We start from the raw sequence: 13,130 nt of genomic DNA, 5'->3' as shown, positions 1-13,130 counted from the left end.
TTGATTGGAAAAAGAAAGTGGGCGATGGCTCAGCGCTGTCGCAGCTTGGAGATTTCCTGCGTCACCGAGCGGGCCACCACATCGCGCATGGTTCGGCTGAGCTCCTCGCGCAGGTCACGCACCAAAGCTTCGCTGTGCTTGGCCAGGATGGGGCCAATGGCCTCTTTCAGGCGGAAGTCCAGCATGCCGTCAATCTGGCGCTGCACATCGGCCAGCACGCGTTGTGCCAGTTGGGTTTCGTTGATTTCGGGCAGCACGGGCTCGGTGAGCACGGGAGGCGCGGCAACCTGTGGGGGCGCAACAGGCTGCGACACAGGCGGCGCAGGCTCGGCCACCACTGCATCGAGCACGGGCAAGTCAGCCAGGGCAACCATCGCCGGGCTGCGTACGGTGTCCAGTGAGGGTACGACGACCGTGGTCATGGGCGACCACGATGGGCGTTGCTGGCTGGCCAGCAAGCCGCCGGTCACGATGGGCGCCCCTTCCGGCGAACCCTGGTTGGGCGCTTCGGGCCTGGGCAAGTTGTTCAAGCCATCGTCTCGCACCGGCGAGGGTGAGAGCAGTTCAATGACCTCGGTCAAGGTCGGCACTTGCGCCGGATTGGGTTGGGCAGCGGCGTTCATTCCTTGACCTCATGTGGTTGAACCTGCCAACCCATGGCGGCGTAGGCTTTCCAGCGCTGGCGGCCGAGCTGTCGGTCGTCTGGTGCGCTGCTGACGATGTCGAACAGGCGGGGAAAGCGTTCCATGCCTGCTGGCATCTCCTGACCCACGTTAACCAGGATGCTCCGCTCGCCAGGTGCCGAGGATGGGTCCACACACAACCAGATGGGCGTCTCGTTCTGGCGCGCGGGCACGGGCTGGTTGGGGGCGGCCATCACATGGGGCACGAACTCCTGGTCATCGAACACCCACAACTGCTTGTCCAGCGTGCGCAGCGTGGCTGCTTCGCCGGTCACGACAACCTGTGCGCCGGCCTTATAGGCCTTGCGCAACAGGCGGCAGGCGTACGACAGCTTGTCGCCCACACCGTGATGAAACTCCACCTTGCCCATGCCTGTGCTCATCGTCAGGCTTTGGCAGCGGCTTTGCGGGCCGGCGCTTGGCGAACGGTCTTGCCGGCTACCTTGCGGGCCGTTTTGCCTGCCGCGGCCTTGCCCTCAGCCTTGACGGGCTTGGGCGCAATGGCATCCTTGCCAGCGGCGGCCTGGTTCAGAATGAACTGCGTCAGCAAGCCCACCGGGCGGCCCGTACCGCCCTTGGCACCACCGGACTTCCAGGCAGAACCCGCGATGTCCAGGTGGGCCCAGCGGTAGGCCTTGGTGAACTTGCTGAGGAACACGGCTGCCGTGATGGCGCCACCTTCGCGGCCACCCACGTTGCCCAGATCGGCAAAGTTGCTCTTGAGCGACTCGCCGTACTCTTCGTCCAGCGGCATACGCCAGGCGGTGTCCAGCGACTGCTGCCCTGCTTCCAGCAAGGCGCCAGCCAGTTGCTCGTCGGCCGAGAAGAGGCCGCTGTGCACATTGCCCAAGGCCACCACGCAAGCGCCGGTCAGGGTGGCGATGTCCACCACGGCAGCAGGCTTGAGGCGCTCAGCATAGGTCAGGGCATCACACAGGATGAGACGGCCTTCGGCATCGGTGTTGAGCACCTCGATGGTCTGGCCAGACATGCTGGTCACCACGTCACCTGGCTTGGTGGACGAGCCGCTGGGCATGTTCTCGCAGGTCGGGATCAGGCCGACCAGGTTGATCTTGGGCTTGAGTTCGGCCACAGCGCGGAAGGTGCCCAGCACGCTGGCAGCGCCCCCCATGTCGAACTTCATCTCATCCATGCCAGCACCGGGCTTGATCGAAATGCCGCCCGTGTCGAAGGTGATGCCCTTGCCGACCAGCACCACAGGCGCTTGCGACGCCGCCGCACCCTGATAACGCAGGATGATGAAGCGAGGAGGCTGAGCCGAACCATTGGCCACCGACAGGAAAGAGCCCATGCCGAGCTTGTCGATGGCGCGGCGGTCCAGCACCTCGGCCTTGATGTGCTTGAACTCGCGCGACAGGCGCTTGGCTTCGTTGCCCAGATGGGTCGGGGTGCAGTAATTGCCCGGCAAATTGCCCAGCTCGCGGCCCAGGGCCACGCCTTCGGCCACGGCCTGGCCTTGTGTCAGGCCCGCCTTCACGCCAGCGGCATCCGCCTGGGTGGACACCACCGTCACCTTCTTGAGCGCGCCAGCCTTGGGGGCACTGGGCTTGGTGTGTCGGTACACATAGGTGGCATCGGCCACGCCCAACACCAGGGCCTTGGCATGATCAGCCGACAGGGCCAAGCCCTTGGCTGCCGCCACGGCCACATGCGCCGCACCCAGCTCCTTGACCTGTGCCAGGCCTTTGACCACGGCCGCCTTGTACGACTTGGGTTTGGCGTCAGCGGCGGCCAGCAGGACCAGTCGCGCGGCCTTCACGCCGGTGGGGCGGTGGATATACAGTGCACGACCCGCCTTGAGGGCGAAATCCTCTGCCGAAATGGCGTCCTTGACCAATTTATCGAGCACCGCGTCGCCCGTATTGGCTTGTTCGCTGGTCAGAACCAGCAGCAGCGCATCAGCGTTGACCTGAGACAGAGCGGGCCCTTCGGCCACGGTGGAGCGGTAGTCCATGCAGTGCAAGTCCATAATGGACGGATTGATTTGATCTAAGCAATGTTATTCGATTCCTCCGTGCGCCGTGAACTCTGGCGCAGCTTTATCGGCACGCTCGTCGTGCTGCTGACCGTGGTCCTGACCATGGTGCTCATCCGCATCCTGGGCCAGGCCACGAAAGGCGCCTTCGCGCCGGCCGACGTCAGCCTGGTGCTGAGCTACACCGTGATCGGCCAATTACCCATCCTGATTGCCCTGGCTTTGTTCGTGGCCGTGGTGTCCGTGCTCAGCCGCCTGTGGCGCGACAGCGAGATGGTGGTCTGGCAGGCCAGTGGCGCCCGGCAGTTCAACTTTGTGCCGCCGCTGCTGCGCATGGCCTGGCCCGTGCTGGCCGTGGTGGCGTTCTCGACGCTGGTGGCGCGCCCCTGGGCGCAAAGCCAGACCCAGGTGCTCAAGTACCGTTTCGAGAAGCGTTCGGACATGGCGCGTGTATCGCCCGGCCAATTCCAGACCTCGGGCGACGGCAAGCGCGTGTTCTTCATCGACAGCCACAGCGACGGCCAGCAAACCGGCAAGAACGTGTTCATGGTGCTGACGGACAAAGGCCAGGAATCGGTGATCACGGCGCGCGAAGGGCAACTTCGGGTGGAGAAGGAATCCCGCTACCTGGTGCTGAGCCAGGGCGAGCGCACGCAAACGGATCTGAGCACGGGCGACAAGACACTGTCGCGCTTCGAGACCGCACGCATTCTAGTTGGCGAAGTGGTGGACCCGCAAAAGCTGACCCCTGATGTGCGCTCTCTTTCTACCCACGCCTTGCTGGGCCTGAGCGGCAACAAGGATGCCGCTGGTGAACTGAACTGGCGCTTCGGCCTGGTGTGGGCCACCTTGAACATGGTGCTGGCCGGCCTGAGCCTGGCTGCGGGCAACGCCAGGCGAAACAGCAACTGGAACCTGGTCTACGCCCTGCTGCTGTTCGTGGTGTATTTCAACCTGCTGAGCCTCAGTCAGAACTGGGTTGCGCAAGGCAAGCTGGGCTGGATCACCGGCCTCTTGCTGGTGCACGGTGGCTTGACGCTGGGCGCCATGGCCGTGATCTGGTGGCGCGACGGGGCCTTGCTGCCCGGCCAATCGGTCGCACGCCGGGCGGGGCCGATGGCCCGACTCAAGTCCAACAGGGGACAGGCATGAACACGGTTCGTCGGCTGATCTTCCGCTCGGTGATCTCCCACGTGGGTTTCGTCACCCTGGCCTTCTCGGCTCTGTTTTTCTTCATCGACTTTGTGGAGGAGCTGCAAGACCTGGGGCATCGCCAATACACCCTGGTCGATGCCTTGTGGACCTGCCTGTTCCTGCAGGGGGCCCACTTCTATGACCTCTTCCCTATTGCGCTGCTGATCGGGGGCATCCTGGCGCTGGCTCGCATGGCCCAGACCTCGGAGTTCACCATCTTGCGCACCGGCGGCCTGGGCCCCGGTCGGGCGCTGGGCCTGCTGGCCGTTCTGGGCGCCTCCGCGGCTGTGATCATGGTCTTTGTGGGCAACTGGTACGTGCCCTGGTCGGAGGCCCAGCTGGCCTTGCACCGTGCCAAGTTCAGCACCAGGCAAGGGCTCAACCTGGGGCATGGCGGCACGTGGCTGCGAGAGCGCCGGGAAGTGCCGGGATCGGGCTTTCACAACATCACGGTCAATGTGGGCGTGGCCAACAGCCAGGGCGAGTTGGGCCAGGTTCGCATCTTCGAGTTCGATGCACGCGGGCGATTGATCCGGCGTGTCGCGGCAGACAAGGTCCATGTCGAGGCCATGGGCAACGCCGCCACCGCCAGCGGCTCCATCTGGCACATGGAAAACGTGCTGGACACACGCTGGACCTCGCATGATCTGGTCGGCGAACAAGCCGTGCTGGAGGGCAGCAAGATCATTGCTGAAACACGGCAGCCCACGATGGACTGGCAAAGCAGCCTGACACCGCTGGTGGTGTCCGCCTCGGTGCTGCCACCGGAAACCATGTCGACCACAGCCCTGTGGCGCTACACCCAGCATCTGGCCACCAATGCCCAGGCGGCGCAACGCTACGAAATCGAGTTCTGGACGAAGACCTTCTACCCGCTGGTGTGCATGGTGATGGTGGCGCTGGCCCTGCCCTTTGCCTATCTGCATGCCCGCAGTGGGGGCATGAGCCTCAAGATCTTTGGCGGCATCATGCTGGGCATCAGCTTCGTGCTGATCAACCACATCTCCAGCCACCTGGGCCTGCTGCACCAGTGGCAGCCGTGGCTGGCGGCGGCCGCCCCCAGCGTGATCTACCTGCTGCTGTCGATGTCAGCCTTCATCTGGCTGGTGCGATACCGGTGAATTCAAACCAAAGACCCACATGAACCGATCCGGCATCCTGCTGTTTGCCCATGGCGCACGCGACCCGGCATGGGCGCGCCCTTTTGAAACCGTGGCCGACCGGCTGCGCGAACGTGCCGCCGCCAGCGGCGACGAGGTCAGGCTCGCCTTCCTCGAACTGATGACACCCGGCATTGCCGAGGCTGGTGCCGAACTGGTGTCCAAAGGCTGTTCGCGCATCACCGTGGTGCCCTTGTTTCTGGGCGCAGGTGGCCATGTGCGCAAGGACCTGCCCCGGCTGCTGGAAGAGCTGCAGCACCGTTACCCCGATGTGCGCTGGAACCTGAGTTCAGCCGTGGGCGAGACCGATGTGCTGATTCAGGCCCTGGTGGATGCCGCCTGGCAACTGGCCCAGCCTGAAGACTGACCTGGAGCGTACGCCATGAACCTGCACCAGTTCCGCTTTGTCTACGAGGCCGCCCGGCGCAACCTCAATCTGACGGAAACGGCCAAGGCCCTGCACACCTCGCAGCCTGGCATTTCCAAGGCCATCATGGAACTGGAAGAAGAGCTGGGCGTGGACATCTTCGTGCGCCACGGCAAACGCCTCAAGCGTGTCACCGAGCCCGGCCAGCAGGTGCTGCAATCCATCGACATCATCCTGCGCGAACTGGGCAATCTGCGCCGCATCGGCGATGAATACGCCATGCAGGACGCCGGCACCCTGTCGATCGCCACCACCCACACGCAGGCGCGCTATGTGCTGCCCGAACCCGTGGCCGCCTTGCGCAAGAAGTTTCCGAAGGTCTCCGTCAGCCTGCACCAAGGCACGCCCGAACAGGTCGCCCAGATGGTGCTGGATGAAACCGCCGACATTGGGCTGGCCACCGAATCGCTGAGCGACTTCCCCGACCTGGTCACCCTGCCCTGCTACGAATGGCAGCACGTGGTGGTGATGCCCGCCACACACCCGCTGACCCAGGTTCCGCGCCTGACGCTGGAGCAACTGGCCGCCGAGCCGCTGATCTCTTACCACCCGTCGTTCACAGGGCGCAAGCGCATCGACCAGGCCTTTGCCCAGCGCGGCCTGACGCCCAATGTGGTGCTGGAAGCCATTGATGCCGACGTGATCAAGACCTACACGCGCCTGGGCCTGGGCATCGGCCTGGTGGCGGAGATGGCCGTCAAGGATGACCCGATGATGAGCACGCCCGGCAGCGAACTCGTGTGGCGCCCCGTGGGCCATCTGTTCGGGCCCAATATGGCGCGCCTGGCGTTCAAACGCGGCGCCTACTTGCGCCAGTTCGTGCTGTCGTTTGCCGAGCTGATTTCAGATCGGTTAACGCGCGCCTTGATCATGCAGGCCATGCAATCGCACCACAAGCAGCAGGGCGACGGCGATTACGGCTTGTGATCGACTTGCGGGGCCTGCAGGTCGTCCAGATGGAGATCCAGGCTGATGCTCGGACGAGCATCAGGCTGAGCCTTGATCGGGCGCGTGGCCATCAAGGGTTCGATGATCGAACTGTGGTGCACCGGTTCGGCTGGCTTCACCCCTGACACGTCGGCGACCGGCAGCAGCAAGTCCACGCTGTCGCGATCAACCATCTCGCGTTCCGAAAGATCGCGCGCCACGGCATACAGGAACAACAGTTCGCGGTAAGCCGGCAACTCGAAGGTATCTTCACTGCTGTCAGGTCGGGTCAGCGAACGCTCCAGCACTTCCATGGCCTTGGCTGGGGATGACCACAGCGCCTGCAAGCGATCGATGACGCCGGGGTAGTCCGCCAGACTGTGGCCTTGCTGCAAATCGGCATCCCACGAGGGCGCATAGGCATTGAACCGTTCGTTGAACTCGGCCTGCACCCGTTCGTAATCGGCACGTTTGCCCACACGGCGGTAGATTTCCAGCAGCTTGAGGAAGGGCAAGGGGCTCGCGCCCGTGGTGTGATGGACGTGACTTTCCAGCAGGTCGATGGCTGCATCGTCCTGGCCCAGCACCACGAAAAACTCGGCTTGCTGCTCCAGGTCGATGAGCTCCTCGACAGAGACTTCGCGCAAAGGTTCGGCACGGGGCTCGATCAAGGGTGTGGGGGGAGCCATACCCGCAGGCGCCGCGTCCGGCACATGCCGATGAATGTTGCTGGCCGTGACTGGCGAAGCCTGCTGCAGCCCGGCTGAGCCCGCGGCTACGGACGACGTGCGATCGGCAGGATCTGCGTCCCAGCTATCTTCCGGCACGCGCACAAACTCCGCCGATGTGCGCTCCAGCGCAGACTCACGCGCCTCATCCTTGCTGTCTTCGGGCAGTTGCGACTGGGCTTGCCACCAGGCCGCCTGGTTCTTGCGTTCCTGGCGCAAACGGTTGTAGAGGTAACCAGACAAAGCCAGACCGGCGAAGGCCAGCAAGCCCGAGCCGTACAACCAGACGCCACCACCGGCCGCCTCTGCCTTGCTGGCACGAACCTGCAAGGCAGCCACAACCTGACGAGACTTCTCGCCCTCCTGCTTGAGTTGAGCCAGCCGCTGCTCCAGATCCTGCAAGCGTTGATGATCGCGCGCCAGTTGTTCGGGCGTGGCATTCATGGCCAGCCACAAGGCAGCCGCCGCCTGACGTCGCAACAGGACGTCCGGTGAGGTGTCTTCCGTCTTGGCGGCCGCACCCATCGTCGAGGTCATGCGCAGCTCAGGCACGAACATCGCGTCGGCCTCAACCGGATCCAGCAGCAAGCGGGCACCGTCGTCCTTCGCGGCTGCCACTGCCTTACTCATGGAGGCTGCAGTCTTGCGCGCAGTGCGCTTGCCTGACGACGAAGACGACGAGGTCGAGGGCGTGAAACCGGTTTCGCTGGATGCCAGAACCTGCTTGACCATCAGACTGGACGCGCTCGCCAAGGGGGCGGCCGATTCGGCCCGGTGCGACCCAGCCCGTTTGGGCCCGGTGGCGCGCGCCACGGCGGGAAGCGCGCCTGGCTGGCTGATCGTTGGGGAAACAGGCAGCGACACCGCCTGAACAGCTTCGCCGACGTCGGATGACGAGGGCGCGTCATAGCCCAACTTGCTCATTGTTGGCGGATCGGCCAGCGCAACAATCTTGCGCGTGATACGAGACTTGCAACCAGCGGCCAAGTAGACCGTGACAACCGGTTCGTTGATCAAGGCAGAGGTGCTGACCCGCAGCACAGCGTGTTCACTGTTTGCCCCGGGCATGACCTCGGTGAACACCGCTTTGGCGGACACCTTGTCGTCGCCGAAATACACATCGGCGGCCATGCATTCATTGGCGATTTCTTCGCCTGCCTCGAGGCGCAAAGGTACGGTAACACGCAAGGTGTCACCCAAAATGGCACGGCTGCTTGGCTGACCGAATCCCAGGCTGTATGAGGCACCAGAGGCACATAACAGCGTCATACCAGCTGAAACCGCCGCCGATACCCGCTTAAAGTTATTCATGTCGGTGCATCATGAGGCCCAAGTTTTCACTCTAGCATGAAGGCTTCGTTTCCCATCCTGTGGGAAGCCCCGGAGAACGCCTCCAGTTTGCCCCTTGCAACTTGCTGACAACAACGCAGCTAGCCCTGATTTCCTGCATGACAACCGAACTCAAGACTGAACGACGCGGCCGCACCCTGGTCATGACCTTGTCCGGCCCGGCCACGCGCAATGCGCTGTCACCTCAAGCCTATGCGGCCGGGATCGAAACACTGAACATGGCGGAGGACAACCCCGACGTGTGCGCGGTGGTCCTGACCGGCGAGGGTGAACACTTTTGCGCGGGTGGCGATCTGCAACGACTTCACCACAATCGACAGCACGACCCGGTCACCCAGAACGCCAACCTGGATGCCTTTCACCAATGGATCGAGGCCCTGCGCAGCTTCCCCAAGCCGGTGATCGCCGCCGTCGAAGGTGTAGCGGCCGGTGGTGGCGTTTCTCTGGCACTGGCCTGCGATCTGATCGTGGCCTCGGAAAGCGCGCGGTTTGTGATGGCCTACAGCAAGGTCGCCCTGTCGCCAGATGGTGGCGCAAGCTGGCACCTGTCTCGCGCATTGGGCCGAAGCAAGGCGCTGGCCTTGCTGTGGCTGGGTGAACAACAGTCAGCGCAACAATGGCAAACACTGGGTCTGATTCACCGACTGGCTCCCTCTGGCGCAACACTGGAACAGGCCATCGCGCTGGCGGAACAGCTTGGGCAAGTCGCACCTGGTGTACTGGCCAGCGTCAAGGAACTGGTGAACGATGCGGATCGGCCGCTGCGCGCGCAACTGGACGCCGAAAAGCAACATTTTCTGGCGAATCTGCAGCGCCCCGAGGCCGGACAGGCCATCGAGCAGTTCCTGCAGGGCAAGCAACGCTGAGGGGCGCCGCCTACGTCAGCCGTGCGCCAGCGCCACTTCGCGCAAGCGGGAGGCGGCCTTGGCGAACAGCTGCCCCACCATGTGCAACTGCCCGACCTCCAGCGGCTGCCCCGGCATGCGCAATGTCAGCATGCCGCGGTTGACGGTCAGCACGAGCAGCAAGCCGTCGGTCCACCAGGTTGTGGCGGCGGCCTCCAGCGCCTGCAGCATGCCCGCATCCAGCCAGGATTGCGCCACAGCCTCGGCATTGGCCAACAGCACGTAGCGCTTGGCCAGAACGGCCGTCGCATTCAAGGACACCTTCGGATGCATGGCCAGCCAGCGCATTTCATCTGGCAGGGAGTTGTCGATCTGCGTCTGCATCGCGTTGGTGAAGCTGCTGAAGACTTCCGTTTCCAGCAACTGCGCCAGCACCCGGCTGAGCATGACCATCTGCACATCCCCCGGCAGGCCGGTATCACACCGGAAACGCAACTCCTGCCCAGCGATATAGGAACGCTGAGACCCGCCCCACTCCACGCGCCAGCCTTGATCGGTTTCGACCACATAGCCACCGCCGGTCTTGTCCTTGACGCGTTTGAACTTGTAGCCTTCAGATTTGGCCCAGGCAGCCAGAATCTGTCCCTCATCTCGGGCAGCCGGTGCAGAACCAATCAGTCGCTTGAGAGAGGCAAACATGCGAGAGGCGATTCCCCTGGGGAATGTGTGGGTCTATTCAAAGGCCAGTCTAACTGAGCGCCTTGGGGTCTGGCGCCAGAAAACACATGGCGGAATCCCTGAAGATTGAGGCATTCTGTGCCCCCATCTGCAGTTGCCCCTGATCAACGCTCGCTTTGCTCAGCAGGTCAGTATTGAACTATCCGAAGCAACACGATGGAAGAAACCCATGTCATCCGCACCTCACAAACCGCGCATTTCCGCCAGGGAAGCCATGAAGGCAGGACGAGCCAAGCTGAAAAAGTGCGAGCTGGACCAGTGGGTGCAGGTGCCCCAGAACGAGGCGGCGCTGGTACCGCCTCATCGCCCTGACATCAAATCATCGCCACCACCGGCTTGGCGCCCTGCGTAGGCGTGCTGGTGGTGGGCTCGGCGGGCGTCGGCCTGGCGCATATCGACAGCGACAGCGTGGGGCATGCGAAAAAACTGGCCCTCGGGTACGACTCGCTTGGCTGGGACTTCGAGAAAAACTGCATGGTGAACACGCTCGAGATTCCAGCGCGCGAGTGCAGGATCACCGAAGGCGTGTCGAGGTGGAAGTTGAGCACGTTCACGGACGGGCAGAACCCGTTTCAACGCTGAACGCCATCACACCCAATTTGGCCTGCCCGGAGGGACTCGAACCCCCGACCTATTGCTTAGAAGGCAATTGCTCTATCCAGTTGAGCTACGGGCAGCCAGACCGCCAGTTTAAGCGATACGCGCAGGCCGCCAGCGAGACAGCCACAGTGCGTTGCTCACCACACTGACGCTGCTGAGCGCCATGGCCGCGCCGGCCAGCATGGGATTGAGCCCGCCAAAAGCCGCCAGCGGGATGCCCACCACGTTGTAGCCGAACGCCCAGGCCAGGTTCTGCCAGATCTTGGTCGAGGTGCGGCGGGATATCTCCAAAGCCGCGGGCACCAGCATCGGGTCACCACGCATCAAGGTCACGCCCGCTGCCTGCATGGCCACATCGGTGCCGCCTTCCGGATTGGCCATGGCCATGCCCACATCGGCCGCCGCCAGCGCCGGGGCATCATTGAGCCCGTCACCCACCATGGCCACGACCTGGCGCTGCCCATCCTCGCCTTGCTGCAGGCGCTGGATGTGATCGGCCTTGTCGCCCGGCAGGACCTCTGCTATCACCTGCTGGATGCCGAGCTTGCGGGCCATGGCCTGGGCGGCGCCCTGGTTGTCGCCGGAAATCATCACGGTGCGCACATTCAAGGCATGCAAACGGGCCACGGCTTGCGCGGCCCCCGGCTTGAGCTCGTCACCGAACGCCATCACGGCCATGACTTGCCAGGCTGGCGCGGTGCCAGCTGCCACATCGTAGGGCGGCTGGTACATCAGCCACGACACCGTGGCGCCCTCGCTGGCCCAGGCTTTCGCCTTCTGAGGCAAGGCCCCTTCGGCGTGGCCCACCAACTCCTGCATCCACCGCGTGCTGCCCAGTCGCCACTCACCGGCCCAGGCGTGAAGGCCATCTGCCGGCAACACCCCACTGACGCCGCGCCCAGGCACCGACTGGATCGCCTGGGCAGACCACGCGTCCACCGCCGGCTGCCCGTCCTCTGGTGCCAAGGCCTTCAAGGCCTCCAGCACCGCCTTGGCCAAGGGGTGCTCGCTACCCGCTTGCAGGCTGGCCGCCACACGCAAGGCCTGGATGCGATCCCAGCCCAGCGACGTATCGGCGGCCACAGGCACCTGCCAATCCAGCAACCTGGGATGGCCCTGCGTCAGGGTGCCGGTCTTGTCGAAGGCCACGATCTGAACGCGGTGCGCCATCTCCAGCGCCTGAGGATCCTTGATGAGGATGCCCTGCCGTGCCGCAGCCCCCGTTCCCGCCATGATGGCCGCCGGCGTGGCCAGGCCCAGCGCACATGGGCAGGCAATGACCAGCACGGCCACCGCGCGGATCAAGGCCACATCGCCGCCCTGCCCCGCCAGCCACCACCCCAGCCCGGTCAGCAAGGCGATGACCAGCACGGTGGGCACGAACACCGCCGACACCCGATCAACCACGCGCTGGATCGGCGCCTTGGCGGCCTGCGCATCGACCACGCGACGGATGATGTGCGCCAGCATGGTCTGGCTGCCCACCGCCGTGACCTGCATCACCAGGCGCCCTTCGGCGTTGACGGCGCCCCCCGTCAGGCGATCACCCTGCGTCTTCGCGACGGGCAAGGGCTCACCGGTGAGCATGGCCTCGTCCACATGGCTGCTGCCCTCCGTGATCAGGCCATCCGTGGGAATGCGCTCGCCAGGGCGGACGATCAAGGTGTCACCCACCAGCACTTGCGCCAGGGGCACGGTCACTTCACCTTGCGGGCCCAGGCGGCACACGGTGTCCGGGCGCAAGGCCTGCAAGGCGCGGATGGCCGCCGTCGTCTCACGCTTGGCACGCGCCTCCAGCGCCTTGCCCAGCAGGACCAGGGTGATCACCACGGCTGCCGATTCGAAATACAGATCAGGCGCCTGGTGTGCAGTGTGCGCCGCATGCTCACCGTGCAAGCCCTGGCTTGCCTGCGCATGCGACCACCACAACCAGCACGACAGCCCCCACGCGGCGCTGGTGCCCAGGGCCACCAACTGATCCATGTTGCCGCTGCGATCCTTGAGTGCCGCCCAGCCCGCCTTGTAAAAGCGCGCGCCCAGGCCAAATTGAACCGGCGTGGCCAGCGCAAACTGAACCCAGGCGGGCCAGAAATGGTGCGCACCCCAGAACATGGGCAAGACCAGCGGCAGGCTCAATGCGATACCCAGCAGCACCGCACCCCAGACCTGCCACCAGGGCAGGATGGCCTCTTGCAGCGGCGCGTCGGCCTGTTGCACTTGCGCGTGATAGCCCGCATCCTCGATTGCAGCCACCAGGCCAGCCGGGTCAAAGGCACCGGCATCGGGGACCAGCGTCACGCTGGCGGTCTCGGTCGCGAAATTGACCTGAGCCTCCTGCACACCCGCTACCTTGCCCAGGGCGCGTTCCACCCGCCTGACGCAGGCCGCACAGGTCATGCCCCGCACGGCCAGTTGGACGTGGCCATCTGAGAGTGATTGATCGTTGGCAGACATGTTCGGCCCGGCAAATTGGTGTGGCAAT

At 64.2% G+C, this 13,130-nt stretch carries 12 protein-coding genes and 1 tRNA gene; 6 read left to right on the top strand and 7 right to left on the bottom strand.

Annotation, left to right across the window (positions count from 1 at the left end; all coding sequences use genetic code 11):
• Positions 1 to 29: 29 nt before the first annotated feature.
• Genes HY836_RS14005 through HY836_RS13995 form a run of 3 tightly spaced genes read right to left on the bottom strand, consistent with a single transcriptional unit; the run spans position 30 to position 2,658 of the window.
• A complete protein-coding gene (locus HY836_RS14005) occupies positions 30 to 623 on the bottom strand; it encodes a hypothetical protein (protein ID WP_290676841.1) in 594 nt (197 codons plus the stop codon).
• Positions 620 to 1,066: a DNA polymerase III subunit chi gene (locus HY836_RS14000; RefSeq protein ID WP_290676839.1), complete on the bottom strand. Its 447-nt coding sequence runs from the start codon at positions 1,064 to 1,066 to the stop codon at positions 620 to 622. The genes HY836_RS14005 and HY836_RS14000 overlap by 4 nt, the downstream gene beginning before the upstream one ends.
• 2 nt (positions 1,067 to 1,068) lie before the next feature.
• On the bottom strand, positions 1,069 to 2,658 hold the full coding sequence (locus tag HY836_RS13995; RefSeq protein ID WP_290676838.1) for a leucyl aminopeptidase: 1,590 nt from the start codon (positions 2,656 to 2,658) through the stop codon (positions 1,069 to 1,071).
• 42 nt (positions 2,659 to 2,700) lie between these two features.
• Between HY836_RS13995 and lptF the strand changes: the two genes are divergently transcribed.
• The 4 genes from lptF to HY836_RS13975 are packed head-to-tail and all read left to right on the top strand — an operon-like array spanning position 2,701 to position 6,387.
• A complete protein-coding gene (gene lptF, locus HY836_RS13990; protein ID WP_290676836.1) occupies positions 2,701 to 3,831 on the top strand; it encodes an LPS export ABC transporter permease LptF in 1,131 nt (376 codons plus the stop codon).
• Positions 3,828 to 4,994, top strand: a complete 1,167-nt coding sequence (gene lptG, locus HY836_RS13985) for an LPS export ABC transporter permease LptG (RefSeq protein ID WP_290676834.1) — start codon at positions 3,828 to 3,830, stop codon at positions 4,992 to 4,994. The genes lptF and lptG overlap by 4 nt, the downstream gene beginning before the upstream one ends.
• Positions 4,995 to 5,013: 19 nt before the next feature.
• Positions 5,014 to 5,400 (top strand): CbiX/SirB N-terminal domain-containing protein, encoded by a 387-nt coding sequence (locus tag HY836_RS13980; protein WP_290676832.1) that lies wholly within the window; start codon positions 5,014 to 5,016, stop codon positions 5,398 to 5,400.
• A 15-nt stretch (positions 5,401 to 5,415) separates the two neighbouring features.
• Positions 5,416 to 6,387, top strand: a complete 972-nt coding sequence (locus tag HY836_RS13975; protein WP_290676830.1) for a CysB family HTH-type transcriptional regulator — start codon at positions 5,416 to 5,418, stop codon at positions 6,385 to 6,387.
• On the opposite strand, the gene HY836_RS13970 is transcribed toward HY836_RS13975, so the two are convergent.
• Positions 6,375 to 8,426, bottom strand: a complete 2,052-nt coding sequence (locus tag HY836_RS13970; protein WP_290676825.1) for a hypothetical protein — start codon at positions 8,424 to 8,426, stop codon at positions 6,375 to 6,377. The genes HY836_RS13975 and HY836_RS13970 overlap by 13 nt on opposite strands.
• Positions 8,427 to 8,563: 137 nt before the next feature.
• Here HY836_RS13970 and HY836_RS13965 point away from each other — a divergent pair, with 137 nt between their 5' ends.
• Positions 8,564 to 9,331, top strand: a complete 768-nt coding sequence (locus HY836_RS13965) for an oxepin-CoA hydrolase, alternative type (protein ID WP_290676823.1) — start codon at positions 8,564 to 8,566, stop codon at positions 9,329 to 9,331.
• A gap of 15 nt (positions 9,332 to 9,346) precedes the next feature.
• Here HY836_RS13965 and HY836_RS13960 read toward each other — a convergent pair whose 3' ends face one another.
• Positions 9,347 to 10,009, bottom strand: a complete 663-nt coding sequence (locus HY836_RS13960; RefSeq protein WP_290676821.1) for a hypothetical protein — start codon at positions 10,007 to 10,009, stop codon at positions 9,347 to 9,349.
• A gap of 375 nt (positions 10,010 to 10,384) precedes the next feature.
• Here HY836_RS13960 and HY836_RS13955 point away from each other — a divergent pair, with 375 nt between their 5' ends.
• Complete coding sequence (locus HY836_RS13955) at positions 10,385 to 10,630, top strand: hypothetical protein (protein ID WP_290676819.1); 246 nt, start codon at positions 10,385 to 10,387, stop codon at positions 10,628 to 10,630.
• Between the two features lie 18 nt (positions 10,631 to 10,648).
• Here the strand turns inward: HY836_RS13955 and HY836_RS13950 are convergent.
• Both HY836_RS13950 and HY836_RS13945 read right to left on the bottom strand, forming a co-directional pair.
• Positions 10,649 to 10,725: transfer RNA gene (locus tag HY836_RS13950), tRNA-Arg, on the bottom strand.
• 13 nt (positions 10,726 to 10,738) lie between these two features.
• The gene (locus HY836_RS13945) at positions 10,739 to 13,102 is read right to left on the bottom strand and encodes a cation-translocating P-type ATPase (protein WP_290676817.1); all 2,364 of its coding nucleotides are present in this window, start codon (positions 13,100 to 13,102) and stop codon (positions 10,739 to 10,741) included.
• Positions 13,103 to 13,130 lie beyond the last annotated feature (28 nt).

The sequence above is a fragment of the Aquabacterium sp. genome, from assembly GCF_016234775.1.
GTDB lineage: Bacteria > Pseudomonadota > Gammaproteobacteria > Burkholderiales > Burkholderiaceae_C > Aquabacterium.
Note: the sequence above shows the minus strand (reverse complement) of the source record. Positions and strands in the feature narration are given on the sequence as shown.